Source organism: Streptomyces sp. NPDC045021, assembly GCF_056432645.1.
Window position 1 is genome coordinate 353139 of sequence record NZ_JBWKIQ010000010.1, and the last position, 25012, is coordinate 378150.

Consider the following 25012-nt stretch of genomic DNA (forward strand, 5'->3'; position numbering starts at 1 on the left):
CGGCGAAACGGTGGCACTGCGGATCTTCGGTTCGGCGAAGTCCTCGGTGGACCAGGTCACCGGGACCCCGATGGCCTTCTCACTGGCGTCGGCGGCGACCGGAGCCAGGAAGGCCCGAGCGAGCATCGCGAGAACCTCGCCGGCAGAGCTGAACGACACGCACACCTCCAGCAGGATCGGGTGGACGAGTGCGGACAGCGATGGACACTCCTTGCTCCGGTCGGGCCTGGAAAGTGGACACCGCCCGACAGGAGTCTGTGTGCCATGGCCGTTGCAGGCACGCAGACGAACAGGCAACCCACCGATCCCCTCGGCCGGGAACGGCTCCGCCGCTCGGCCGGGCCACCGTAGCCCTGCGCCTAGCCGAATCCGACAGCATCACCGGCAGCACCGTCCTGCCTCCTTGACATGCACCTCCCCCGGAATGCCGACCGCCGGCAGCCCGCCGCGGGCGACCTCCAGACGCGCCCGTACCCACCCGAAGGAGCATCACCATGACCTCGACCTCCCGCCCAACCCGTGCCGTGACCGTGCTGGTCGCCGCCGCGGCCCTGTGCGCCACCACCGCCACTACCGCCCACGCCGCAAACGCCGAACGGCGGCCGCCGAGGATCGTCGCGGACTGGGCCCGCGCGTGGAACGGCACCGACCCGCAGGCACTCGGCGCCCTGTTCACCACTGCCGGCACCTACACCGATCTGGGCGTGGGCATCACCTTCCACGGCCCCCAGGAGATAGCCGGGTGGAAGGCTCGCGCCGACAGCCTCATCGACAACGTCCACGTCACCGTGCGCGCGGCCCACCGCGACGGCGACCGCATCACTGTCAAAGCCGTCTACTCCGGCCACCTCAAAGGCGCACCCAAGCCCTTCGCCGTGCCGATGACCACACTCCTCGACCTCGACCGGAACCGCTGCCGGATCACCTCCGACCAAGACCACTACAGCCTCGCCACCGTCCTCACCCAGTCCGGCCTGCCCACCGACTGGACCCCGCCCGCGAACTGACGTTCGACCAGGCCACGGCCCGGATCGCGGGCCCGTTCCGGCGGGTCGAACCCCGGGCAGCAGCCGCGCGCTTGCGCACGGGCTGCTGTCCGGCGTCGAACGCAAGGACTTCTGGGGGCTGGCGGAGCAAGTCGGCCTGGCTCGCCCGGAATGATGCAACACCCCCTGCGCGGCGTGCGCCGGGAAGTGGATGCGGTCCGCAGCGACATGCGGACCCGCGCCCTCGAGCACCTCAGCACGAGCAATGAGGTCCTGATCGTGGACCACACGGGCCTGTTCAAGAAGGGACACCGCTCGGGGCCGGCGTGCAACACCAGTACACCGGCCCCGCCATGTGGAGTGAGAACGGCCAGATCGGCGCCTGCGCCAACGAGACGAAGCGTTGGCGCTTTGCTGGGCACCGGAAGACAAGCGGGCTACGGCCTGGTCCCTTCCCCCTCCACAACGCCGGCAGCCGGCGCACCTGCGGGGTCACAGTGAACCGGTCACGGCCCTGCACCACTCGCCCAATCGCGCCGGGCCGTAGAGTTCCGGGCATGTATGCCGACAGTCCTCTGGAACCCCGTGCCCTCCTGATCAACGGCACCGTCGGCGTTGGCAAGACATCGGTGGCAGAGGCCGTGGGCGGCCTTCTCACCGAGTCCGGGGTGTCAAATGCTGTTATCGACCTCGACTGGCTGAGGCGGTCTTGGCCAGCACCTCCGGGCGACCGCTTCAATTTCGGCATGATGCTGCAGAACCTGCACAGCATCGCCGGCAACTACCTCGCCGCTGGTGCGGTCCGACTGGTCCTCGCCGGTGTGGTCGAGGACTTGGACGACCGGAAGCAGTGCGGCAACGCGGTCGGTATCGATCTTTCGGTGTGCCGGCTCCAGGTCGAACTGCCGGTGCTCCACCAGCGCCTCTCCCGTCGCCACGAGAACGAGCCTGAGGCCCTGCGATGGCACCTGGACAGATCCGGCGAACTGGCCGGGATCCTCGACGCGGCAAGAGTCGATGACTTCACCGTCGATGCCACCACACTCCCGATTGGCCAGGTCGCTGCCGCTGTGATCGCGACAATTGGCTGGCAGTGACACCAGGGGCTCGGGCTCCGCCAGATCCGTGTACGGGGACTGGGCGAGTCCTCCGCCGACCAATTTCCTTCCCACGCCGAGACGTTGCGTCGCCGTGTTACGCGGTCGTTCGCAAGGCTTCGTCGACGACCTCCGCCAACTCGCCGGAGGATTCGGGGGTCAGACGGTAGAACCCCTGGAGACTGATCGAGCGCTCGAGACGGCCGTCCACCACGTATTTCAGAGCGCGGGTCCGTCCTCGGCGGTTACGCCAAGCGAGCCTCGCCAGAAGATCGCCGGGTATCGGCACATCGAAGCGTACGGGCGTCGCGTCCACATGCACCGGCGCGGCTCCGCAGCCATCGGCGCCGAGCATCGACCAGTCGCCGTGCCCGGGAAACGACGGCTCCTGCCACGTCTTGGCGGCGGTGCCGCAACAGTCGCGCCGCTCCAGGTCGATCACCCGCATCCGGCTCACCACGAACACCTCGCACCGGTTGACGTGCAGCGCATACACCTCGTCCCTGGCGCGGGCACCCGACCAGGCGGGCAGGGAGGAATGGACGCCGCTGAAGGCAACCGGCGGCCGCTCGCCCACACGGCCCGTCTTACGCAAGGCGCGGCAGGTGTCATGGGTCCACAAGACGGTGAAGGCATCAGACATGCCGTGATCCTATGAAGGAGGACTGACATCGCCTCGGGTGTGCTTGCGATGGGGGCTGAGTGCGGGTTAGCGCTGGTCACGATCCGATCGCTGCGGCGTTTCGCATCGCTCCTCAGCTGATCCGCCAGGGTCGGAGCTTCTCGGGGTTTCGCACCGCCCAGATATGCCTGATGCGGTCGCCCGCGATCGTGAACGCGAACACGGTCGCGATGTTGCCGTCCTGCCGCGCCACCAAACCGGGCAGGCCATTGACCGTGCACTCCAGGAACGTCGTGCGGTCGCCCGACACACGCGCGATCTCGGCGTAGGCACGTGCGATCTGCTCACCGCCCACGATCGGGTGCAGGTGGGTGACGGCCAGCCCGCCGCCGTCGGCGGTCGCGGTGGCCTCGGGGTCGAGCAGGCTGATCAGGGCGTCGATGTCCTTGGCCTCCCACGCCGTTTTGAACTGCCTGACGATGCCGGCCTGCCCGGCATTCGGGCCCGCCGGAGTCTGCGCAGTGCGAATGCGACGGCGGGCGGACGAGGCCAGTTGGCGGCACGCCGCCGGAGTGCGGCCGACGATCTCGGCGACCTCGCCGAAGGGGTACCGGAAGACGTCGTGCAGGACGAACGCGACGCGCTCGGCCGGGGTCATGGAATCGAGGACGACCAGGAAGGCCATCGTCACTGACTCGTCGAGGGTGACCCGATCGGCCGGATCGATCCCGCCGATGCCGGAGCGCCCGGTGATCCATTCCGTGGGCTCGGGCAGCGGTTCGGGGATCCAGTCGCCCACGTACGTCTCCCGCCTGGCCCGCGCCGAGCGGAGCAGGTTCAGGCAGATGCGGCTGGCGACCGTCACCAGCCAGGCGCCGGGCGACTCGATGGCCTGCTGCTCCCGCGCGGACATGGCGTACCAGCGGGCGTAGGTCTCCTGAACGACGTCCTCGGCGTCGGCAAGAGACCCGAGGAGTCGATAGGCGAGGTTGATCAGCCGGCGCCGCTCGCTCATGATCGCGCTGAGGCCCGGATCACTCTGATCGTCGCCGGGCTCGGCTCTGGTGGTCATGGTCTGGCCGTCTCCCTCGCTCGCTTCTGTGCCTCTACCCGTTACGACAAGACAGCGCAGCGGAATGTGAGGCCGACGCACCGCCTGACATTCCGTGGGGCTGCGTTGTCGTACCGGTGAGGACGACAACAAGAAGGAGATGGGACTCCGATGAACGACTTCCAGGCCATCGCGGACCGCGTCGAGATCGAGGCACTGCGCGGCGAGTTCACCGACGCCGCGATGATGCGCGACCGACCCCGCCTGGCGTCACTGTTCACACCGGACGGTGTCCTGCGCATGCCCAACATCCCCGTCGAGCAGGTCGGTCGCGAGGAGATCCGTGCCGGGGGCGAGCGGCTGCAGAGCCAGTGGGACTTCTTCGTACAGACCACACACCCCGGCACGATCCTGCTCGACGGCGACGCCGCGACGGGCCGCGCCTACATCCAAGAACTCGCGCGCGCCCTCGACGGACGCCAGGGTCTGAACTACGCCGTCTACCACGACCGCTACCAGCGCACCGAAGAGGGCTGGAAGTTCGCCGAGCGGGTGTACGAGGTCAGGTACCTCGACACCTCCCCGCTGGCGGGCACGGCGCCCCACGCGGCGCAGAGCTCAGGGACCAACCCGGCAGACGCCACGGCCACCCCGGCTCCGGAGGCATCCTTCGCCGACCCGGCATCGGCAGAACGACTGGAACGGGTAGCCACCGCGCTGCGTGCCAACGGCTTCGCCGCCGAGATCCTCGACGACGCCGCGGCCGCGCGCGCCCGCATCAAGGACCTGGTCCCCGAGGGCGCCAGTGTGCTCACCGGAGCCAGCGAGACCCTCCGACTGTCCGGCATCGACGAGGACATCAACGCCGGCGACCGGTACGACGCCACCAGGCCGCGCGTCCTGGCCATCGACCGTGCCACCGGCGCCGACGAGATCCGAAGGCTGGTCGCCGGCCCCGAATTCGTCGTCAACAGCGTCGCCGCGGTCACCGAGACCGGCTCGCTCGTTCTTGCCTCGGGCAGCGGCAGCCAACTCCCTGCCAACGCCGGCGGCGCCGCCCACGCGGTCTGGATCGTCGGCGCGCAGAAGGTGGTGCCTGACCTGAACACAGCGCTGCGCCGTATCGAGGAGCACGCCCTCCCGCTGGAGAACGTCCGCGCCCAGGCGGTGTACGGGACGCCCAGCGCCATCAACCGCGTGCTCATCCTCAACGCGGAACCCCGCCCAGGGCGCGGCACCGTGCTGCTGCTCCGAGAGGCCATCGGATACTGACCCGGCCCAGGGTCCGTTCGGCTCACGGGCTCAGAGCCAGTCATTGAAGGCGGCGATCTGGACGGTGGCTTCGTAGCGGACCTACAGCCCGGCGGCCCTCACGTCAGCCCCGCATGGCAACGGATGGAAACGGATGGACAGACACATTTCAGGGCCGTGGGGCGAACCGGAGGCGTAGAAGACGGACCCACAACGACCAACGGGCCGGGCGAGACACTCGGCCGGTGGCCGCGCGTTCGATGTTGTCGAACATGTCGTGCAGGAGCGCCTCATGCAGCCAGCGAATCGCCAAGGGCCACATCAGGCGCATCCGGCCATCGACCCGCCCGGCGGCGGTGTGGACGATTCGACAGCGCTGCGGGCCGTCGGGGACGACGAGGAATTCGTGGTAGCCGCTGAGGCCGAGCCCGGGGGCGAAGGTGAACTGCACTCGCTTGCCGGGCTCGTACTCGGTCACCGCATAGCGGATCCTGCCGTGTCCGCCACGCGAACCGACGGCGAGGCCGCCATCGAGGTGCAGAGGTGACCAGGCGGGGGCGGGCCATATCCGGTCCTGCGGGGTGCTCAGCAGGTCCAGGAGGGCGCCTACATCGGCGGCGGGTGCGTCGATTGTGCGGCGCTGGATGTTCTGCACGGTGTCTCCTTGGCGCGAGCCTCCATACGGGACCGTATGGAGGACCGTACGCTACCGTATGGATATGGAGCAAGAACGACGGCGGCTGACCGCAGACGACTGGGCGGCGGCTGCCCTCACCGCCATCGGCGAAGGCGGCCTCGCCGCCGTCGCCGTCGAGCCGCTGGCCACCCGGCTCGGCACCACCAAAGGCAGCTTCTACTGGCATTTCTCCAACCGGGAGGCACTCGTCGAAGCCGCGCTCCTGCTCTGGGAGAAGCAGTTCACCGACGCCTACATCGCAGCGCTGGCCCCCGAGCCGGACCCGGTCACCCGACTGCGCATGCTCTTCACGCGCATCATCAACAACGCCGGCCAGAACGCCGTGGCTGTAAACGTGCTCGCTGCGTCCGACCACAGACTCGTCGCACCCGTCGTTCGCCGAGTGGTGCAACGCCGATTCGACCACTGCGTCGGCCTCTTCGAGGAGACCGGCTTCCCGCCGGCCATGGCGATCCAGCGCGCAACACTGGCCTACACCGCATACGTCGGCCACGACCAGCTGGCAGCCCGGCTGCCAGGTGTGCTGCCGCTGCAGACCGCCGACCAGCTGACCGCCTACATCGACTCCGCGCTCGACCTCCTGCTCCAAGACGCCTCGCACACCCGCCGTGAAGATCACGTAGGCCCTGTCGACGGCGCCTGGGCAGGCAACAACGCTGAGGAAACCTTCGCCGGTGAATGAAGGGCGGCGAAGCTTCCGGAGCTGCGCTCGGGAAGGGCCGCTCAGTCGCCGCTGGGCGCTCTCGTAAGGTAGCTGCACAAACCTGACGGGGGAGATCCATCGTGGCCAGCAACACTCAGCAGACAGCCGTGCCGGCAGTCGAGTCCCGCAACACACCGGCCCGGGTCAGTATCTGGGCGGCCTTTGTGGGCGTCACCACGGTCGTGGCCATCGTGGCGACACCGATGTTCTGGCTGATGTATGGCGGGTATTACACGGCCGTCATGTTCCTGAGCGGCATTGTCGCCATCCCGGCCGGGCATCTCGGCCGCCGCCGCGGCAAGCGCCTGGGGGGCCGCGACCGCGGTATGGCCCTCCTTGCCATCGTGACCGGCTGGCTGCTGATTCTCTGCAGCCTGTTGCTGGTACTCGCCTACGCCGGGCTGATGGCAGGACTCGCCTTCCTGGTCAGCTCCGCAAACTGAGCCGCGCGGACCATGGACGAATCCGGCTTTTCCCAGCCGACGTCCCTCCTCACGTACGGCAGTCGACACCGTAGGTGATCAGGTTCGACGAACGATGCGACTGCGAACGTTGAACGACAAGGTGAGTGCCTGATTGCAAGACACCGGCGCACGTTTGCCTCAGCACAGGATTCGAGCAGAGCGGGTTCGACGGCAAGTACGGCCGGCCATTGCAGACGGGCTGATGTCCTGGATCACCGAGGATCACGGCCGTCGCGCCAGGAATACCAACTCCCTTCCTGGGCGGTCGGGCGCATCGCGAACGTCATCCACCACGTATCCGTGCGCGTCCAGGTCCCGCTCGACTTCCTCCCGCTCGCGGAAGCGCAGCGTCGAATCCGACGTCAGCACCTGTCCGTCCACTGCGAAACTGTAGGTCCAGCGGAACGTCACCAGAGGCAAGCTCTCCTCCATCAGCTGAACCCAGCTCTCGACGGGCCCGACGCCTGGGATCTCGGTCACGCGGTAGGAGTCCTCGCGGGTCCACTCTTCCCAGGCGCGTCTGGCTGGATCGCGCGTCTCGAAGACAAGATGCCCGCCGGGCCGCAGTGCTTCGTGGGCTCCCCGTAGCGTCTTGTGCCATGTCTGCGGATCAGCGATGGCCTGGGCGACGTTCGCGGTCATCGTGGCGAGGTCAACCTGCAGCAGTGGGAGGTCTGTCGCGTCGCCGCAGATCCAGCGCACTCGCTCACTTCCCGGCTTGGCCCGAGCGACGCCGATGGACGCCCGGGCGGGATCCACACCGACGACCACGATCCCGCGGTCGGCCAGGAGCAGCGCGAACACCCCTGTGCCGCAACCGATGTCCAGTACTCGTTGTGCCTGGAACTCCTCTGCCATCCGCAGGTAGGCACCGAGGTCGCTGCGGTCAGGGTCGAGCGGATCGTAGATCGCGGCGAGCCGTGGATGTGCGAAGCAGTCGTCAGCCATGCGGCCGAACGTATGCAGAGCTGGGCCCGAACAGCTACTGAGTTTCGCCGCCGGTTCCCCCGCGGCACCGGTACTCAGCTCGCGATGAACGCATCCTGCTGTACTCGCCTCACTGGACCGGGCCTGCGTCATCGAACGCCCAGATGGGCTCCGGGGCCTCGTCGAAGCTCCCGCCGAACGGCTCACGAACTCTGCCCGGCGAAGCCCACCTCACGAATGACGGATCGGTCAGCCCTCCCCCGGTACCGGTCAGCCCTGAGCCCCTCGTCGGGCGCAGGCCCGCGTCGTGCACGCCAGCCGCAGCTGCGGCCGCGGCAGGCGGTATCTCGTGATCACTCTGCCGGCTCTACGGCGCCGGCCAAGCGACGGCGGTCTCGGCGGGCTGGTCGTAGTCGATGCCTTCGATTCCCCATCCGTACAGCTCGCGCAGTTGGCTCATGAACCAGTCGGCGCCGGCCGTTGAGCGGTGGATCCCGGCTTGCGGATCGGCCCACAGTTCCCGGATACGGTCCTGCACCTGCGGGTCGAGCTCCCAGCCGTCGAGGCGGATGCGGCCCTGGTCGTCGGCGGTGAGTGGGATGGTGCCGGTGAGTTGGTCCCAGAGGTCTTCTGCCTGCTGGGCGGTGGTACGGAAGCCGTCGCCGAGGACCGCGCGGAGGAAGGCGGTGTACAGGGCGATGGAGGGGATGGCGCTGGAGGCCTGGGTGACGGCGGCGCCTGCGACGACGGTGACCGCGCGCTGCGTGCCCGTAAGGACGGTGTCGTTCAGTTCCCCTGCGGTGCGCTCCAGGTGTTCCTTGGCGGCGCCTCCGCGCGCGGGTTGTGGCTTCCGGCATTGACGGCGCTCCTGGGTCAGCGGGCGGTCGGCACGGGCGTACGCAGGCGGCTCATGAGGGTGTGCACGGCAGCCTCGCCGAAGCCGGCACCTTCACCTCGCTCATGGCCGAAGAAAGCGACGGGCCGGTCTCTTCCGGCGCATGTTTCTTCTCCAAGCACGCCATTACCAAACGGGCGACAGCATGGCCTCAGGACTTCCCCGGCAGGCGCCGTGATGCGGTCCACGCCCACGGGACGATCCCCCTACGGGCTCCGACCGGCGACGCGGCGGCACCGGCGACGGGAACTGGGCCTGCGCCCTTGAGCCGGGTCGACCGTTCCGGGCCGATGGCAATGGTGATGTCGCATCGGTCACTTCCGCTCCAGCGCGGCCAGACGCAGCTCCAGCTGGTCAACCCGTGCCGTAGCAGGGCGACCTGGGCCTCCAGACTGACTTCCCGTTCCGCCCTGCGCTGAATGCGCGGTGACGCGGCGGCGCGCTCGATCACCGCGTCCAACTGGACCAGGAGCTGTGGCCCGTTCGGACCGTCCACCAGCCGGGACTGGATCTCGCCATTGCGGTACCAGGACCGCAGGGCCGAGCGGGAAACGCCGGTCTCGGCTGTCGCCTTGCCCAGCGTGACCCAGGGCGTCTCGTCCAGCCGCTCGAAAAGCTCCAGCTCATTCTGCCAGCGCGCGAGCCGGTCCTCCCAGTCCGACGGTGTCTCCATCAGACCCTCCCGCGCACGTCCAGGAAATCCTGGCGTTGCCGGACGCCAGCCCAATGTTCAACCGCATGCTCGGCCAACTCCACCTCTCCTAAGGGACTGGCTCCCAGTGATACGTGATGCTGCCGTCGGCGTTGATCTCCTTGCGTACCGTCTCGACGTGATGCTTCCAGGCCGGTATCTCTGCTTCGGCAGTCGCGCGGAGCCAGTCCGTGAAGGAGGCGTAATTTCAGACGGGTAGATGCGATGAAATCCGATCGCGAGCTCGGCGTCCTGCTGGAAGGGCCGCGTTGCCACAGCAGGCACGGCTCGGCGTCCGGACCCCTGTGCGGAACGGAGTTAGTGCCGTACAGGGGGAACAGCGAACCACGCGACCACGCACTCGGAACTTTAACGTCCCAGAAGTTCTCTGAATCTCCTCATGCCATACCTCCACTCGGGGCTGGTCAGCGCCGCATCTTCCCAAGCGATCACGGGACGCTCCCCCGCTGCGCATACTCCGTAGATTTGATCGGCGATGGCGTCTGCGAACACGAAGTCAAAATGAAACGACCCATCAAATTGGAGCCACGCAATCCGTCCCCCTGCGTCGCAAGTACGCTGCAGACACGTTTCCAGATAGGGAACAAGATGGCTCGGAAGGCTTGCGAAATCCAGGTCGTATTCGAAGAGATGCAGGCCGGCGAGCGCGCCGCAACCATCCTCCTCCATCTCGAAGCAGTGAACCTCCGATGGAGTGAGGTCGCCCACGGCAAAGTCGATCGCCGGTTGGTTCGTGGAGTCCGTCACCATGAAGACGATCACGGTAGCGGTCACCCCGTTCCACCAGATGGCATCCAACGCTCGACTCACCAGAGAACCCATTCGGACAAGATTATCGATTCTGGCACCACGGCAGGGATGACCTTGTCCAAATATGGCCCCCCTTTCGCCACGAATATGACAACCAGCCTCCCATCAGTGTGAGTGTGACCAACGCACGCTTCCGCCATTGTTCCACCAAGCCTTCAGACAAACGTTCGCAAAGGATTCATCCGGATTGGACTGACACCGCGTTTGATCTGGCTAGCCCAGTCTTTACGGACACGGTTCCTGTTCTCACCGTTGGCAGATGGCTCGCTAGGTCACAAGTCAGCTGAAGCCAAGCTCGGTGAAGGCGCAACCCCCGCGTTCGGCATGGGGCAATGCCTGCCGGGATACGAATCTCGGAGCCTGCCGGAAGTACTGATGGAATCCGGAGGCGCGGAACTTCAACTCGAACGCGTGGCCTTCGATGTACCAGAGCGGCACGTGTGAAAAGTTCTGGCGGGCATCGTCCGGCACCAGTCGGCGCACCCCGTCGATCTCCAGATCCAGGGCCAAACCCTTGAAGTCGAGGTCGCCCTCAAGGTCGAAGACATCCTCGAAGACGAGTGTCGCCGGGGAGACCCAGAACGAAAAGTGTGTTGCGGGCGGGACCGGGTGGACCCAGCGGATGATGTAGTCGAGGTCGAGAAGAAGACGCGGCAGGATGTCGTTGGTCGGCTGAACGGACAACCCGTGGATCGTGGCGTCATGCCAGCCCATCTCCTCGAAGTCCGCGTCGCTCCAGACGCTCTTGGAGAGACCTGATTCCTGGTGGCTACCGTTGCCCATGCCCGAATCCAACCAGACAGCTCAACCGGAAGCAGCCACGGGCCCGGGGCGGACGAGAGGCCGTCCAGAAGCCAACATGACACAGACGCTGCGACGCGGTTCACGCTATGAGCAGGCGGAGGCCGAGATCTGCCGCGTCGAGATCGGCGAGGTCGCTGTTGCGCTCGGCCCACCGGCCGGAGTCGAGGTCGTCGCCGAGGCTTCGTACCGCCCGCTGCTCGGCCTCCGGCCCGACCCTCGTCCACACCGACATCGCACGGCGCACGTGATCCTCCAGATACGCCCCCGGTCGGCGCCAGTACGCCTCGAACAGGCCGTCAGCGCAGTCCCACGGGATGGGCACCGGCTCGACGCAGGCGCCGATCGCGTCGGCCATCCCAGCAAGCGAGGGAAATTCTGCGAGGACGGCGGCGAACTCGGGCAGGTAGTCGCGGGTAAGCCAGAACCGGTCCTGCCATCCGGGCTCGTCGGTGTCGAACGTGAGCACCACCACGCGACGGGCCACGCGCCGCATCTCGCGCAGCCCCGCTATCGGGTCCCCCCAGTGGTGAACGGTGGAGACGGCCATCGCGACGTCGAAGGAGCGGTCCTCGAACGGCAGGCTCTCCGCGGCGGCGGCCACGCACGGCGCCGAGCCGGCAGGCCGCTGCCCCCGCATGACCGCCGATGGCTCCACCGCGGTCACGTCACGATCAGCAGGCTCGTAGGAGCCGGTGCCGGCCCCGACGTTCAGCACCGTCTGCGCGTCCCCGAGCGCGTCCCAGATCTGCGTGGCGATCCGCGGCTCGGTACGCCGGGTCGCGGTGTAGGCGCCGCCGATCGCGTCGTACAGCCGTGCACCGAGCATCTCCAGTTGCTCCTCCGGTGTCACCTTCAGTCCCTTCGCCCGTGCCTCAAGTTCCCTGTCGATAGCCGTCACCATGGCGTCAGCGCGATCACGCCGCTCCAGCAGCAGGCCGCGCAATCGGCGCAGTTGTGCGACCGCGTCGATGGACGGGTCGCCGACCAGTTCAGCAACCTCCCGCAGCCCGACGCCCAACCGCCGATAGGCCAGCACCTCCCGCAGCCGCTCCACGTCGCCCGCCGAATAAGCCCGGTACCCGGCCGTGGTCCGTGCCGACGGCCGAACGAGCCTGATCTCGTCATAGTGATGCAGCGTGCGGACGCTCACGCCGGCCAACTCGGCCACGCGTCCCACGGTCCAGTGATTCTCCACGGCACCGACTATGCAGCCTGACGCCACGTGAGGGTCAAGAGCCTCATATTCACCGCAGCAAGCCGAACGCGAAGCAGCGGTCCGAGGCGACTCCTGCAAGCCCCAGCGATGGGCGGCGGGGGGCGGCCGTGACTGACCAACCCAGCAGAGCGACCGCCCCGCCAGGGTGAACGCCGTGCGCCGGTCGTGGCCACCCAGCAGTGGCCACGACCGGCGCACCGCGTGCTTGTCGCGGGCTGGTTGCTCGGGTCGGTGGCGCTCATACGCTGTCCCCGCTCGTGCTCTGCGCCTCGGTTTGGTAGGCCGCTGCCTGCAGAGTGAACATCTGCTGGTATTCGCCTCGTTGGGCCATCAGCGACGCGTGATCGCCGCGCTCGGTGATCCGCCCGTCCTGGAAGACGAAGATGACGTCGCACTCGATCACACTGGCCAGACGGTGCGAGATCAGGATCGTGATCCGGTCCGCGCGGCGCCGGCCACGCAGAACTGCGGTGTAGGCGGCATGCTCGGCGCGCGGATCCATGCTGGCGGTCGGCTCGTCCAGGAGCAGGACCGCGCCGTCCTTGTAGAGGCCCCGGGCCACGGCGAACTTCGCCCAGTTCCCGCCGGAGAGCTCTTCGCCGTCCTTGAACCGCTTCGAGAGCGGGGTGATCCACTGCTGGCGCAGGCCCGCGATGACCCGGTCCGCACCGGACGCGGTCGCGGCCTGGTGTGCCCGCTCCGGATCGGCCTCGGTGATCGTCCCCGTGGAAATGGTGATGTTCGCGAGGGCCGAGAGCGGCCACTCGACGGGGTCCTGGAGGACCATGGCGACCTGGGCCTGAACGCTCTCGGCGTCCATCTCGAGTACGTCGGTGCCGTCCCAGTCGATTCGACCGGCCGTGGGCTCGTACAACCCGGCGATCAGTTTGGACATGGTGGACTTACCAGAGCCGTTCGCCCCCACGAAGGCCACCGTCGAGCCCGCGGTCAGTTCCATGGACACGCCGTTGAGCGCCGGCCTCTTCCCGTCGGGGTAGGTGAACTTGACGTCTTCGACCGTGATCGTCTTCACCTGGCTGGGCGCACACCGGCCGGTGCGGCGGGGCAGCAGGGTCCGGCACTTTTCCAGGAAGGTGTACAGGTCCGACACCCAAAGGGCGTGCTCGTACACGTAGTGGGTCGCGAGCACAATCCGGGTCAGGGTTCCCTGGCTGGCCCGGATCGCCAGGACGGCACCGCCGCCGGATGCCAGCGGCAGCCAGCCGACGATCGTCATCCAGGCGAGCGCGGCGTACGTCAGGCCGGTGGCCACGCCGCCGATCGCTCGGCCGAACAGTGCGGTGCCGGCCTCCGCCCGTCCCAGCCGGGTGTCCTCCTCCTCGATCCGCCGAACGATGCGCTCGTGTTCACCCAGCAACGCCGACTGCGCGGTCGAGGAGCGCAGTTCCGCGGCGGCGTCCCGGTCCAGCAGCAGCCAGGTGAACAGTCGGATGCGGCGCTGGAGCGTGCTGTAGCGGACTTGGCTGAGGAACCGCATGCGCGCGGAGCGCACCGAGGCGAGTCCCTGCGGAATCACCGAAGCCAGGAGCAGTGGCAGAAGAAGGGGGTGGAGCAGCGTCAATACGGAGGCGGCGCCGATGAGTCCGAGGAGCGCGGACGCCAGTTCCATGATCTGCGTGATGGACTGGCGGGCGTAGAACAGCCCTCGGTCGTTGGCACGGTTGGAATCGTCCGCCCAGTTCGCATCGTCGACCGCCTCCAGCCGCACATGGGCGGCGAGATGAAGGAAGTCCATCTCGACGATGCGGCGAATTTTCGGGGTCAGCCGAGCCTGGTAGAGAGCGACTCCGGCATCGAGCACGGCGCGGAACATCAGCAGCCCGGCCACCAGAGCCAGCGATGGGAACGCGGCGCGAATCCGATCCGGCGTGGCGCCCTGAGCGAAGAGAGCCTGCAGGACGCCGATCGAGGCCAGGAGCCCGAACGCGGCCATCGTCGCCGAACCCAGTTGGAGGACGACTACGGCAGTTGTCGCCCGCGCGTCGGCACGCCACGCCATGCCCAGGACGCGGCGGATGATCGCGGGGAGCGTCGCGAAGATCTTCCACATGCTGGTCCGGGATGCCTCACCGTCCCAGGTCGACCAGTAGGCATCCTTCAGCTCGTCACCCAGCTCCGCACCTTCGGGCGAGGGCGGAGCAGAGGCTGGAGGGAGCGGTAGGGGCTCGGGCCGGGCGTGCGGCACCGACGGTGTGCTCTGGGCAGTGGCAGGGATGGGGTCGGTCACGGGGTGGCCTCCAGGGGGTGGTGCGTGCTGGTGGGTGCCTGTGGCCGCGCCGTACGGGCATTTGTCGCCGGCGTGCGCTTTGCGTCCTGCAGGACGTCGCGGCGTGGTCCGGTGCGTGTCAACGCGGCTCCTTCCTAACGGTCGTGACGGCCTCACCAGGTTCAACGACCTCACCGGATTTTCGAACACATGTCTTTCGGCCGAGGATGAATCCCGGATCCATGCGGCTGCCGAAAGGTGCGGGATACATGGGCCCTTGTCCCGCAAGCGGACCCGCATGAGCAGGTGTTGGCCGAAACGCCGCGAACGACACTTGTGATGCTGGAGAGACAGGTTCCGAGTTTGTTCCTCATGGTCTGAGCCGGAAAGCGTGCGACGAGGCCCCGTGCGTAGGGTTGTGGCCATGGCCAAGGGAATGGGGCGGCGACCCAAGGTGGATCTGGACAGCGGCGTCGAGGACGCGACGCTGCTCATCCTGGAATGGCTCGGCGAGCAGGGTGTAGGTGCCATGATCCGGGTCGACGCGGAGCGCATGCGGGACGGCCGGCCGGCGTGGACATTCGCAGCCTCTGGTGGGCCCCTGGATGGTGGGATGCGGGCCGACGGGGCCTCTGCCGCCGAGTGCATGGGCAGGGCATTGCATGGATTGCGAGAAGCCGGGCTGGTCGTACCTTTCTGAAGCTGCGGCGGCCGCCGCGACGCGCGGTGTTCAGCGTCTGAGCTGGTCGCAGCCGGGAGTCTCCGACACGTCAGGCAGTCGACCCTCCAGGTGCGCGAAGCGTCCGGCGGACGGCGTCGCGGAGCCAGTGGTGGGCTCCGTCGGCGGCCTGGCGGGGATGCCAGGCCATGCCGATGGTCAGTGGCGGCAGAGGCAGGGGGATATCGAGGAGGTGCAGGCCGAGGGCGGTGGCGTCGGCGGTGAGGGGTGAGGGGGTCTCGCCGGGGAGTACCGCGGGGACCAGGCAGACGACGTCGCTGCGGGCGGCAAGGGCCATCGCGGCCAGATGGCTGGGCAGGACAACAGCGACCCGCCGGCGAAGGTCGCGCTCGGCCAGGGCGGTGTCGAGAGGACCGGTGAACCGGCCGCGGCGGCTGACAGCAACATGGTCGGCGGCAGCAAGCCGGGCTGGGGTCAGAGGTTCCTCGGTCAGGGGGTGACCGGGCCGGACGGCCGCCACCATCCGCAGGGTGACCAACTTTTCGACCTGGGTTTCGGGATCGACGTGGTCAATGGAGCCGATCTCCAGGTCGATCCGACCGTCGCGGAGGGCCGGCCCGGCCTCCAACTCCTCGGCAAGGAAACGCAATGAGATCCCAGGTGCCTCTTGCCGGGTCAGTCGCAGCAGGCCGGAGGCGAGTGCCGCACCGACCAGGTCGGCGGCCTGAAGAGTGAAGGTGCGGCGCAGGGCGGCGGGGTCGACAACGATGCCGGGGGTGAGCAGTGCTTCCAGGCTGCGCACCACCGCAGCGGCCTCGTCCCGCAGGGCCTCAGCGCGCGGAGTGGGGACCATGGTCTGCCCCGCCCGGACCAGGAGGGGGTCCTGGAGGATGCGGCGGAGGCGGGCGAGGGTGCGGCTCATGGCTGCCGGGGAGGTGTGCAGGCGGGCGGCGGCGCGCGTGACGCTCTGCTCGGTCAGCAGGGCGTCCAGCGCGACGGCGAGGTTGGCGTCGATGACCGGATCAGAGCTGTTCACCAGGGTAATTCCATTTCAGGCAATGATTGCGTGCCGAAGTTCCCATTGTGGCATTGCCGTGGTCCTCAGCAGGATGAAGGGCATACCGATCCGGCACGACCTACGAGGTTTTCATGATCGTCATCACTGCTCCCACGGGGAACATCGGCCGCCACCTGCTGCCCCTGCTCCTGGAGGCCGCCCCCACCCACAGCGAGGAACTGCGGGTGATCACACGCGACCCCGCCCGGCTCCCTGACGCGGTGCGCGAACGCGTCGAGGTAGTCATCGGCTCGCACGGCGACACCGAGGTCGTCGACCGGGCCTTCGAGGGCGCGGACGCCGTCTTCTGGCTTGTCCCCCCGGACTCCTCGCTGGCCCCGATGGACGCCTACTGCGGCTTCACCCGCCCCGCCGCGAAGGCGCTCGCCGCCCACGGCGTCGGGCACGTCGTCGGCGTCTCCGCGCTCGGCCGCGGCACTCCGGTCGCCGACCGCGCCGGACTCGTCACCGTCTCCCTCGCCATGGACGACCTCATCGCGAAAACCGGTGTCGCCTACCGGGCATTGGCCAACCCCTCCTTCTTCGAAAACTTCCTGGAGGAGGCCGACTCGATCCGCGAGAGGGGCGTCTTCACCGACGTCGTCGACGCCGACCGCAAGGCCCCCCTCGTCGCCGTCGCCGACATCGCCGCCGTCGCCGCCCGACTGCTGCTGGACCGCTCCTGGACCGGCATTGACGATGTCCCGGTTCTCGGGCCCCAGGACCTGTCCCCCAACGACCTGGCCGGCATCATGACCGAGCAGCTGGGCCGCCCCGTCCGCTACGAGCGCCAGCCGCTCGAGGACCTGCGCACCACTCTCATCGGCTACGGGCTCGACGAAACATTCGTCGAGGGCATCGCGGACATGAAGCAGGCCAAGGACAACGGCCTCGACGCCGGCGTTGCCCGTACCAAGGACACCGCCTCGCCCACCACCTTCGAGCAGTGGTGCGCCCAAACTCTCAAGCCCGCCGTCCTGTCCTGACCCACACCCGCCGGCACATCACCAAAATCCGTGGTGCCCACCCCATCGAGACCCCCTGCCACTTGGGAAGGACCCGACATGCCCACCGAGGAAGCCGTAGCAACAGTGACCGCTTTCATACTCGTCAAGACCACACCTGAATGGCTGGCCATGACCGTCCAGGAACGGGTGGACGCCTTCACCACCCAGGTCGTCCCCGCGATCAAGGCCAAAACCAGCGGCGTCCGGTCACGCTTCTACGACACCGAGTTCTACTCCTCACGCGTCACCGACGTCTGGGTCTGGGAAGCAGACGATCACCACACCTACCAGCTCCTCATCGACGCCCTGCGAGAGACTCCCTTCTGGGACCGCTACTTCGAGGTCGTCGACCTCCTCGTCGGCGCCGAGAACGGCTACGCCCGCACCTACGGCCTCGACCCCGTAGCCACCATCACCACCTGATACACCGCCCGCTCCGCGTGACCGGGCCGGTGTCCACGAAAGAAGCGCCACAGACATCGAACCGCCCATGGGCCGCCTCCCAAAAGGCGCCCCATGGGCGTCAGTTGGTATCGCTGCAGCTGCCGCGCAGCGAAGGGCGGATCACTCACCGCACCTGCACGGACGCTCCCACGCGGCCGCGCAGAGCATTCCGGGCCCGGTCGGAGGTCCCATGGGCGCCCCAGGCGGCCTCGTCCCCGTGGCGGGCTGTCCTCGCCGGCGAGGACCTGCCGTAATCCCCCTGCGGGCAGGAGATGCCCCGTCAGTTGGGCGTGTGCTCGACCGGAGGCGGCTCGGGAGAGTAGCGGGCACGGTTGTGGTTGAACTGCGCGAGGTAGTACGTGCGGCCCTCCACTGCCAGGTCCAGGGGTGGGGGGTCAGGGACCGGACGCACGTAGGCACCGGAACCGCTGAGGCTTACGTCGACCCGTGAGACGTCCCAATAGTCGGCGGTCGCCTGCGCGGACGCGGCGTCCGGCCACGACAGCCTGTCGATATCAGCGTCCGTGATCTCTTGGCCCCAGCCGTCGAGCAGCGTCCGCAGCAGCGTCGGGCTGTAGATGCCGCGCACCCGGAAGTTCTCCAGGAAGCGGCGGTCCACCACCATCCGGATGTGCCGACGGCCCTTTCCCCGGTGACGGCCGACGACCTGGGTGCGGTAGTCCCCAATGTCCCAGCGCGGCCTCGGCACCCACACTCGTGCCCCGCCCGCGAAGTGCTCCAGTCCGTGCTGAATGTCCAGCCCGCCCTCGCCACGGCAGGTCTCGTGCATCACGTTCGCCACCACGCACACGCCCAGCGGCGTTTGCTCTTGCATCTCCAGCATGCAAGACATCGTGACGCACCCACCGCCGAACCTCACAGGTTTTTTGCGAGCGCAGGACCAAGGATGCACCGCAACTGAGATCCCGCCCCGCGGCGTCCACCTGGCCTGACTAGGACCGTGTCCTAGGGGGGCGCGGCGGCATCCGGCCACGGAGCCTCCGCAAAAAACCGTTGGTGAACCACGGCGACCACTGCTACTTTTCCGGAGGCCGTGCGAGAGAACGAGGAGGTGGTACCCGTGAACGCAGTATCGACATGGGTGCTCCCCTCCGGGGCCACGGCCGGGCGATAGGTCGTCCGGGAGCGCCGCTCTGAGCACTCCCGAAAGGCACGACCATGAACTTCACTTCTGAACAACGCCTCGACGACGGCGTCCTCGAGCGCGAATTCACCCTCGGCGAGATCCCCGGCACCCTGTGGACGCCCTCATCCACATCCGCACCGGCGCCGCTGATCCTGCTCGGCCACCCCGGCGGACTGCACAAGTGTACTCCCGACTGGTGGGGCGGGCCCAGCACTCCGCGGCGGAGGGCTTCGCCACGGCCACCATCGAGCTCCCCGGAAGCGGCGACCGGCCCCGTTGGGACGCCGCCGAGCAGGCCCGCGCGGCTCTGCGCCGGGCGATGCAGGCCGGCGAGCCGGTCAGCGACGAGATCATCGACGCCCTCATCCTGCCGCTGGTCGACAAGGCGGTCCCGGAATGGCAGGCCGCCCTGGACGCCCTCCTGTCGCTGCCCGAGATCGGCGGCCCGGTCGGGTACTCGGGGGGAGTGATCTCCATCGGAGTCCGGCTTGCGGTGGTCGACCCGCGCATCGTGGCCGCCGGTCTCTTCGCCGGGAGTTTCGTGCCACGCGCCATCCTCGAGGAGGCCCGCCAAGTCACCATTCCGCTGCACGTCCTGCTGCAGTGGGACGACGAAGGGAACGACCGGCAGGCGGCCCTGGACCTGTTCGACGCCTTCGGCTCCAAGGAGAAGTCCCTGCACGCCAATATGGGCGGGCACACCGGCGTCCCGCAGTTCGCGGGGGACGCCGCGGCCCAGTTCTTCACCCGGCACCTGAAGTGAGGCCGGGCCGTCAGGCCGGCAGCAGATGCTAGCAAGCTGCCGGCCGGCACGCCGCTCATCGAGGACAGGCCCCGGCCTTCCTCGATGAGCGGCGGCCGGCAGATGCACAACCGTCCCGTTCGCGGCGGTACCGGCCATCGGCGGTACCGCGGTCGGCATCGAGCCCTGCCCTCAGACCGAAGTGACCCCCGGTGTCGAACGGAAAACCCGGCAGGGCAACAGCGGGTACGACAGATGACTGTGGAGGCGCTGCTGAGCCGTGCACACTGTTGGAACGTCGTTGGAGCGCCAATGGCCCACCGGTTGGGCGCCGGGGTCAAGACCTGTGGTGTGTGGGCAGGCCGAGTGCGGTGCGGACTGCGATTTCCTGTGATGTGACGCTCTGTGCCTGGGCAGCCCGCACCCCGCGCTGGACGTCGGACAGCGGGGCCGACTGGGAGGCGGCGCGCCACAGCTGAGCGAGGGCGCTGATCCTGTGGATGAGTGCGTCGACCGGAACCTGGGTTTTCGCCGCCCAGCGGTGCAACCGTAGGAGCTGTGTCTCGGTGGTGAGGGAGTCGGCCACGCCGGCTGCCCACCACTGGTAGGAGATCAGGTCACCCTCGCCGTGGGCCTGGGGAGTCTCCGCGAGGGCGGACTCCGGCCGCCCGGCCGCGTCAAGGTAGGCGTACTGATCGGCGGTCAAGGTGGTCTCATCGTGGCGGAGTTGAAAGGTGACCGGGCCGGAGACGGGTACCCAGTAGCAGATGCCGTCGTGGTCGCCGGCGGCCCATTGGCTCGGCATCGGCAGTATGTAGCGGACCAGGTCAGCAGCTGAACTCGTGGTCCAGCTGTCCATGTTGTAGCGAGTGGTGAGGTTGGCGCAGTCGACCTTGGCGGTGCCCCCCAACTTCTCGGCCGTCGGATAGCTGCTGCCCGCATAGGTGAACCGCCCGAACACCTCTGCCAGGTGCGGTCGCTTACACGGCACGATGTGTGCGAGCCCCGTGCGCAGCACCCCGCCTGCGAGTGTTCGTAGATCGGTGGTGAAGCAATCACCGAGCAGCAGATGACGAGGGTCCGGATCAGCGGTGTGCGGATCGGCTGTCGTGGCGGCGGGCGCGGAACCGGTGTGGGCCGTGTTGTGGTCCGAGGCGCTGACGGTGGAGCATCCGGTGCCGGCGAACAGCGCAACCGCGACGAGGAACACCCCCACGGCGAGACTGCCCCTACGACGACCGGTCATCATGTGTTTCCCCCCGACTCCGCCCAAATCCCCCACGCCACAATGCCTTGCGGGACCGGTCGACCGTACACCGACCCCTCGCGGACGTTGTGACATACCCGGCCCTTGAGGGTGAGTTTCCTTTGCTGGGACATTGAAGGAGCTCAAGGAGTACGGAGCGGTCCTGGTTCCTGGGGACATGGACGAACCCCGCATCACTGGATGCAGCCCTGCGCGACGTGTACGGCGTCTACAGCGTGCAAACCTTCACCGGACCCGACGGCTTGCCGGTGAGGTGCGTCAGGGAAAGACGATCGCACACGCGGCCGCCCGAGCGGGCGTCGCACACTTCGTGTACAGCTCAGTCGACGGTTCGGACCGCCCCGGGGAGGTGACGCATTATGCGAGCAAGGGAGAGGTCGAGCAGTACATGGAGGAACTCGGGCTACCGGCGACGGTGCTGCCGCTGACCTTCTTCATCACCAACTTCGAGGGCTTGGGCCCCCAGTGGGTGAATGGTGAACTCGTAGAACTCGTACTCACCCTGCCGCTCGACCCGCGGACAAAACTGCAGATGATCACCCCTGACGACATCGGAGCCATCGCGGCCGACGCCTTCGATGCTCCGGCCGAACATCTGGGCCGCAGCATCCCGATCGCCGGGGACGAGCTGACCGGCCCGCAGATGGCCGAGGTATTCGCTCGCGTGGCCGGCCGTCCCGTGCGCTTCGCTCCCCGGCCGATCGAGGAGGTACGTGCCCACAGCGAGGAGATGGCCGCCATGTTCGACTGGTTCGACACCGTCGGCTTCCAGGCGGACCTGCCCGCTCTGCGCGCCCAGTACCCGGACCTGACCACCCTGGCCGACTGGGCCAACACGTACTGGACGGCCCCGGCAGACCAAGCGCGCATCTCCTGAGATCTGCGTCATCACGACCGGGTTGTGCACTACCGCCGACGCGATGGGCGGTAGTGCTGTCTCGCGGCCTAGTGGACAGTGGGGCGCGCCGCTGTGGGACGGTTGCTGCCAACCCACCCGCCCCGATGCCCGGGGCGGCGGCGTGGGGTGAACACAGTGGGGGAACATTGACAGTGCACCACGCGGTGCCGGGGCTCGCGAGCAATCCGGCGGCTCCTGCCACCGTACTGCTACGGCTGCTTGCGCTGGACGACAACTGGATCATGAAACGACTCTCCTGGCGCAGGCAGCTGCCCGACGAAGTGGCTGAGGCCATGCTCGTCCATCCTGACCGGCGGATTCGATCCTTGCTCGCCGAAAGCTGTGGAGCCGATCCCGAACTGCGCGCCCGCCTGCTGGACGGTCCGATGTCGGACGCCATCCTGGTCGCCGTGGGTCCGCAGCCGTACCGGACAACGGCGCCGCCGCTGCCGGACTGGGCATACGAACGACTGCTGAGGCACGAGCGCGACTTCGTCCGGCAGGAGACGGTCTACTCAGCCACCGTGCCCCCGCACGTACTGGTGCCGCTCGCCGTTCACCAGAACCCGCTGTTCCGGACGGCGGCCTGCGACCGTGTCTGGCACGAACTCTCCGACGACGTGCGCACCTCGCTTCTCGGCGATGCCGATCCCTCGGTGCGCACCACCGCCGCACTGCAGGTCATGCACGAGGACGAGGAGCGTACTGCCGAACTTGTCGAGGCACTGGCGGACGACTGGCGGCTATCGGACGTGATGACCTACGGCCGGCTCACGCGGGTCCTTGCCGAGCGTCTGATGACCGAAGGGGTACGGCTCGCTTCGCTCGCGCGCAACCCTTCGCTCCCCGCCGATCTCGCGGCGCGGCTCGCCACACACGAGGACCCCGCTGTGCGGCTCGCAGTATCCGCCCGCCCTGGACTCTCCGAAGAGGAGCGCGCCGCGATCGACTGGACGGTCGATCCTGAGGACCGACTGGGCACCTTGCGGTGGGTTTGGGACGCACGTGAGACACCGGAGGTCCTGCGCCAGTGCGCAACATCGGCGCACGTCTGGCTGCGTCGGAGCGCCGCGGTATGTCCTCAATTGCCCGACGACTGTGTGCAACTCCTCGCGGAGGACGTGGACTTCGCCGTCCGTCTGCTGCTCGCCGAGCACCACCCGAAGGCACCGGCGGAGCTGCTGCTCGATCTGTACCTTCACGGCACGCACCGGGCCGTGGGCATGCTCACCACTGCGCCGGGGTTCCCGACGACCGGCCTCGCGACACGTTTCGAGGACGCGGCGGACCATCGGGCCCGTGCGCTGGCTGTACGTGACCCCGGCGCCACGCCCGAGCTCGTCGAGCGGCTGAGTCGGGACCCGGACACATGCGTCCGCGAGGCTGCGGCTCGGGATCCCCGGCTGCCGGTGTCGCGGCTCGTGGAGCTGCTGGACGATTCCGCCGTTGGCGCGGCAGCGGCCGCCAACGCGGTGTTGCCGATCACGGAGATGGAAGCGCTCCTTGACCGGGCCGCCGTCCCCGGCTGAGCCGACCGGGCCCGGCCGTGAAGAAGACCCCATCAGAACTCCCGGGTGGTACTTCCTGGACCTCACAGAAGTGGGAGAGTCTCCCCAGCAGTCGCGGATCACACGAAACGAGCAACCGAACCCGTCGAACCGCACATCATCCACGTCCAGTCCGCAGCCACATATGCACTCGCAGCCATGTGCCTCGTGACTTCACGACCCGGAGCACGCAAGGTTTGACCACTCCAGGCGGCCACCCGACGCTCTACGGCAGCGGCGCTCCACGGGCGGTGAGCCACAGGTCGTACCATTCCTCGTGGCTGAGCTGCGGCTCCCCCGTTGCGGCGTCGCGGCAGGCCCGGATGCGTTCGGGACGGACGGTGCCGACGACCGGTACCACGCCGGCGGGGTGTCGTTGCAGCCACCACAGCAGGATCGTCTCGGCACTCGTCTCCTTCTCCTTGGCCAACGCATCGACAAGCCGCGCGGTCGCCTGCTCGTCCGGTGTCTCCTGACGACCGGTGTAGCGCCCTTGGGCGAGGGCTCCCCAGGCCTGGACCTGCACTCCGTTGGCGCGGCAGTACTCGAGCGTTCCCAGAGGAAACCCGACAGCCGCTGCCTGCGGCGTGTTCACCACGACGCCCGCCTCGACCCAGCCCCGCTGATGCAGACTCATCTCCAACTGGTTGGCGACCAGCGGCATCTCCAGCGACCCCTGCAGATGCGCGATCTGCGCGGCACTCATGTTCGAGACGCCGAAACGCCGTACAAGGCCCTGCCGATGCAGTGAGGTCAGTGCCTCGGCGACATCATCGGGGTCCGCTAGCGGGTCCGGTCTGTGCAGGAGCAGGACATCGAGAACGTCGGTGCGCAGCCGGGCAAGACTCTCTTCCACGCGCTCCACGATGGTGGTGCCGCGCAGGTCGTAGATCCCCGGGCGGTCCCCATCCGGGAGGCGGATACCGCACTTGGTCTGCACGACGATGCGTTTCCGCAGCTCCGGGTCGCGGCCCAGGATCTCGCCGAACACCGCTTCGGCCTTGCCGTTCCGGTAGATGTCCGCGTGGTCGAACGTATTGATGCCACTGTCCAGAGCCGCTTCCACGGCGGCTTCCGCGACCGCGATGTCCTGCGCGGTGTAGGGCTCGTGGCCCCAGCTGCCACCAAGCCCCATGCACCCATAGATGAGCCGACCGGTATCTGTCTGTTCCGCCATCTTCGTCACACGGTCACCCTACGACCGGACTATCGTGAGGGCGGCCCGCAGCGATCGCTATCCCGGGTCGTCAAACGGAACGTCTTGCCTGCCGAGGTCGGCAGATGGGCGCCACGAAGACGCGGCTCTGAGCAACCGTGGCGTTCTCCGGTAGGAGCCGGGAAAGCTGAGTAGGCCATCGACGCCCACACCCAAGCCGCCGACGCGTTCCGCGAGTATGGACGCCCCGCTCGGGAGGGGCGGGGAAGCCTGCGACGGGTTCCCGGGTGGACGCAGCTGCGGCGGGTGTGGGGCTCTCTCGAATACTGGGGTACCGAGCAGATCGGCAGGGCAACGTACGAGCCGCCGTTGGCCGGGCATGGAGACCAGGACGGCGCGTGACCCGCTACTCCGGCGCGTCCGACCGGCATGAGCTGGTAGCCACCTGGGGAACCAGCGAGCGGGCGGTCGGCTGGTACGAAAGCGGGTGGTGTCGCAGCGATGAGTCTGTGGGCGCCCACCGGTCTACCTTGCGACCGGTACATCCAATTCATTGGGAGCATGGCATGGGTCTCATCCACATTGAGCTGTTCACTACCCTCGATC

At 67.9% G+C, this 25012-nt stretch carries 25 protein-coding genes and 2 pseudogenes; 13 read left to right on the forward strand and 14 right to left on the reverse strand.

What is annotated here, in order from left to right:
* Positions 1 to 494 precede the first annotated feature (494 nt).
* Both AC07DC_RS28825 and AC07DC_RS28830 read left to right on the forward strand, forming a co-directional pair.
* Positions 495 to 1007: a nuclear transport factor 2 family protein gene (locus tag AC07DC_RS28825; RefSeq protein WP_478917394.1), complete on the forward strand. Its 513-nt coding sequence runs from the start codon at positions 495 to 497 to the stop codon at positions 1005 to 1007.
* A gap of 536 nt (positions 1008 to 1543) precedes the next feature.
* Positions 1544 to 2083 carry a DEAD/DEAH box helicase family protein gene (locus tag AC07DC_RS28830; protein WP_478917395.1) on the forward strand — a complete coding sequence of 180 codons (540 nt, stop codon included), beginning with the start codon at positions 1544 to 1546 and terminating at the stop codon, positions 2081 to 2083.
* A 97-nt stretch (positions 2084 to 2180) separates the two neighbouring features.
* Here the strand turns inward: AC07DC_RS28830 and AC07DC_RS28835 are convergent, their stop codons facing one another.
* Positions 2181 to 2726 (reverse strand): hypothetical protein, encoded by a 546-nt coding sequence (locus tag AC07DC_RS28835; RefSeq protein WP_478917396.1) that lies wholly within the window; start codon positions 2724 to 2726, stop codon positions 2181 to 2183.
* 112 nt (positions 2727 to 2838) lie between these two features.
* A complete protein-coding gene (gene sigJ, locus AC07DC_RS28840) occupies positions 2839 to 3777 on the reverse strand; it encodes an RNA polymerase sigma factor SigJ (protein WP_478917397.1) in 939 nt (312 codons plus the stop codon).
* 150 nt (positions 3778 to 3927) lie between these two features.
* On the opposite strand from sigJ, the gene AC07DC_RS28845 reads away from it, so the two are divergent.
* Complete coding sequence (locus AC07DC_RS28845; RefSeq protein WP_478917398.1) at positions 3928 to 5028, forward strand: LUD domain-containing protein; 1101 nt, start codon at positions 3928 to 3930, stop codon at positions 5026 to 5028.
* 148 nt (positions 5029 to 5176) lie between these two features.
* Here the strand turns inward: AC07DC_RS28845 and AC07DC_RS28850 are convergent, their stop codons facing one another.
* A complete protein-coding gene (locus AC07DC_RS28850) occupies positions 5177 to 5662 on the reverse strand; it encodes an SRPBCC family protein (RefSeq protein ID WP_478917399.1) in 486 nt (161 codons plus the stop codon).
* Positions 5663 to 5726: 64 nt separating this feature from the next.
* Here AC07DC_RS28850 and AC07DC_RS28855 point away from each other — a divergent pair, with 64 nt between their 5' ends.
* Positions 5727 to 6386: a TetR/AcrR family transcriptional regulator gene (locus AC07DC_RS28855; protein ID WP_478917400.1), complete on the forward strand. Its 660-nt coding sequence runs from the start codon at positions 5727 to 5729 to the stop codon at positions 6384 to 6386.
* Between the two features lie 101 nt (positions 6387 to 6487).
* Complete coding sequence (locus AC07DC_RS28860) at positions 6488 to 6850, forward strand: hypothetical protein (protein ID WP_478917401.1); 363 nt, start codon at positions 6488 to 6490, stop codon at positions 6848 to 6850.
* 243 nt (positions 6851 to 7093) lie between these two features.
* On the opposite strand, the gene AC07DC_RS28865 is transcribed toward AC07DC_RS28860, so the two are convergent.
* Entirely contained in the window at positions 7094 to 7819 is a 726-nt protein-coding gene (locus tag AC07DC_RS28865; protein ID WP_478917402.1) for a class I SAM-dependent methyltransferase, read from the reverse strand.
* Between the two features lie 94 nt (positions 7820 to 7913).
* On the opposite strand from AC07DC_RS28865, the pseudogene AC07DC_RS28870 reads away from it, so the two are divergent.
* A pseudogene (locus AC07DC_RS28870) lies at positions 7914 to 8039 on the forward strand (transcriptional regulator); the annotation flags it as partial.
* A gap of 126 nt (positions 8040 to 8165) precedes the next feature.
* Here AC07DC_RS28870 and AC07DC_RS28875 read toward each other — a convergent pair.
* The 6 genes from AC07DC_RS28875 to AC07DC_RS28900 all read right to left on the reverse strand — a co-directional run bounded on the left by AC07DC_RS28875 (position 8166) and on the right by AC07DC_RS28900 (position 14483).
* Positions 8166 to 8675 carry a hypothetical protein gene (locus AC07DC_RS28875; RefSeq protein ID WP_478917439.1) on the reverse strand — a complete coding sequence of 170 codons (510 nt, stop codon included), beginning with the start codon at positions 8673 to 8675 and terminating at the stop codon, positions 8166 to 8168.
* A 169-nt stretch (positions 8676 to 8844) separates the two neighbouring features.
* Positions 8845 to 9366: a hypothetical protein gene (locus tag AC07DC_RS28880; protein WP_478917403.1), complete on the reverse strand. Its 522-nt coding sequence runs from the start codon at positions 9364 to 9366 to the stop codon at positions 8845 to 8847.
* Positions 9367 to 9753: 387 nt separating this feature from the next.
* Positions 9754 to 10227 carry a hypothetical protein gene (locus AC07DC_RS28885; RefSeq protein ID WP_478917404.1) on the reverse strand — a complete coding sequence of 158 codons (474 nt, stop codon included), beginning with the start codon at positions 10225 to 10227 and terminating at the stop codon, positions 9754 to 9756.
* A gap of 267 nt (positions 10228 to 10494) precedes the next feature.
* Entirely contained in the window at positions 10495 to 10998 is a 504-nt protein-coding gene (locus AC07DC_RS28890; protein ID WP_478917405.1) for a hypothetical protein, read from the reverse strand.
* A gap of 100 nt (positions 10999 to 11098) precedes the next feature.
* Positions 11099 to 12196, reverse strand: a complete 1098-nt coding sequence (locus tag AC07DC_RS28895; protein WP_478917440.1) for a MerR family transcriptional regulator — start codon at positions 12194 to 12196, stop codon at positions 11099 to 11101.
* A gap of 277 nt (positions 12197 to 12473) precedes the next feature.
* Positions 12474 to 14483: an ATP-binding cassette domain-containing protein gene (locus AC07DC_RS28900; RefSeq protein ID WP_478917406.1), complete on the reverse strand. Its 2010-nt coding sequence runs from the start codon at positions 14481 to 14483 to the stop codon at positions 12474 to 12476.
* 403 nt (positions 14484 to 14886) lie between these two features.
* Here AC07DC_RS28900 and AC07DC_RS28905 point away from each other — a divergent pair, with 403 nt between their 5' ends.
* Positions 14887 to 15162: a hypothetical protein gene (locus AC07DC_RS28905; RefSeq protein ID WP_478917407.1), complete on the forward strand. Its 276-nt coding sequence runs from the start codon at positions 14887 to 14889 to the stop codon at positions 15160 to 15162.
* Positions 15163 to 15232: 70 nt separating this feature from the next.
* Here the strand turns inward: AC07DC_RS28905 and AC07DC_RS28910 are convergent, their stop codons facing one another.
* Positions 15233 to 16186 carry a LysR family transcriptional regulator gene (locus tag AC07DC_RS28910; RefSeq protein WP_478917441.1) on the reverse strand — a complete coding sequence of 318 codons (954 nt, stop codon included), beginning with the start codon at positions 16184 to 16186 and terminating at the stop codon, positions 15233 to 15235.
* 104 nt (positions 16187 to 16290) lie between these two features.
* On the opposite strand from AC07DC_RS28910, the gene AC07DC_RS28915 reads away from it, so the two are divergent.
* Together AC07DC_RS28915 and AC07DC_RS28920 are read left to right on the forward strand one after the other, a co-directional pair.
* Positions 16291 to 17184, forward strand: a complete 894-nt coding sequence (locus AC07DC_RS28915) for an NAD(P)H-binding protein (RefSeq protein WP_478917408.1) — start codon at positions 16291 to 16293, stop codon at positions 17182 to 17184.
* Between the two features lie 78 nt (positions 17185 to 17262).
* Positions 17263 to 17628 carry a darcynin family protein gene (locus AC07DC_RS28920; RefSeq protein ID WP_478917409.1) on the forward strand — a complete coding sequence of 122 codons (366 nt, stop codon included), beginning with the start codon at positions 17263 to 17265 and terminating at the stop codon, positions 17626 to 17628.
* 301 nt (positions 17629 to 17929) lie between these two features.
* Here the strand turns inward: AC07DC_RS28920 and AC07DC_RS28925 are convergent, their stop codons facing one another.
* Positions 17930 to 18493 carry a hypothetical protein gene (locus tag AC07DC_RS28925; RefSeq protein ID WP_478917410.1) on the reverse strand — a complete coding sequence of 188 codons (564 nt, stop codon included), beginning with the start codon at positions 18491 to 18493 and terminating at the stop codon, positions 17930 to 17932.
* Positions 18494 to 18828: 335 nt separating this feature from the next.
* Between AC07DC_RS28925 and AC07DC_RS28930 the strand changes: the two are divergent.
* Positions 18829 to 19559 (forward strand): annotated as a pseudogene (locus tag AC07DC_RS28930) (alpha/beta hydrolase family protein).
* Between the two features lie 316 nt (positions 19560 to 19875).
* Here the strand turns inward: AC07DC_RS28930 and AC07DC_RS28935 are convergent.
* On the reverse strand, positions 19876 to 20787 hold the full coding sequence (locus AC07DC_RS28935) for a hypothetical protein (protein ID WP_478917411.1): 912 nt from the start codon (positions 20785 to 20787) through the stop codon (positions 19876 to 19878).
* A 130-nt stretch (positions 20788 to 20917) separates the two neighbouring features.
* On the opposite strand from AC07DC_RS28935, the gene AC07DC_RS28940 reads away from it, so the two are divergent.
* Both AC07DC_RS28940 and AC07DC_RS28945 read left to right on the forward strand, forming a co-directional pair.
* A complete protein-coding gene (locus tag AC07DC_RS28940) occupies positions 20918 to 21682 on the forward strand; it encodes an NmrA family NAD(P)-binding protein (RefSeq protein ID WP_478917412.1) in 765 nt (254 codons plus the stop codon).
* A 173-nt stretch (positions 21683 to 21855) separates the two neighbouring features.
* Positions 21856 to 23232 (forward strand): hypothetical protein, encoded by a 1377-nt coding sequence (locus AC07DC_RS28945; protein ID WP_478917442.1) that lies wholly within the window; start codon positions 21856 to 21858, stop codon positions 23230 to 23232.
* 244 nt (positions 23233 to 23476) lie between these two features.
* On the opposite strand, the gene AC07DC_RS28950 is transcribed toward AC07DC_RS28945, so the two are convergent.
* A complete protein-coding gene (locus AC07DC_RS28950) occupies positions 23477 to 24427 on the reverse strand; it encodes an aldo/keto reductase (protein WP_478917443.1) in 951 nt (316 codons plus the stop codon).
* 377 nt (positions 24428 to 24804) lie between these two features.
* On the opposite strand from AC07DC_RS28950, the gene AC07DC_RS28955 reads away from it, so the two are divergent.
* Positions 24805 to 25012, forward strand: a 208-nt coding sequence (locus AC07DC_RS28955) for a hypothetical protein (protein WP_478917413.1), incomplete at its 3' end; no start/stop codon positions are given.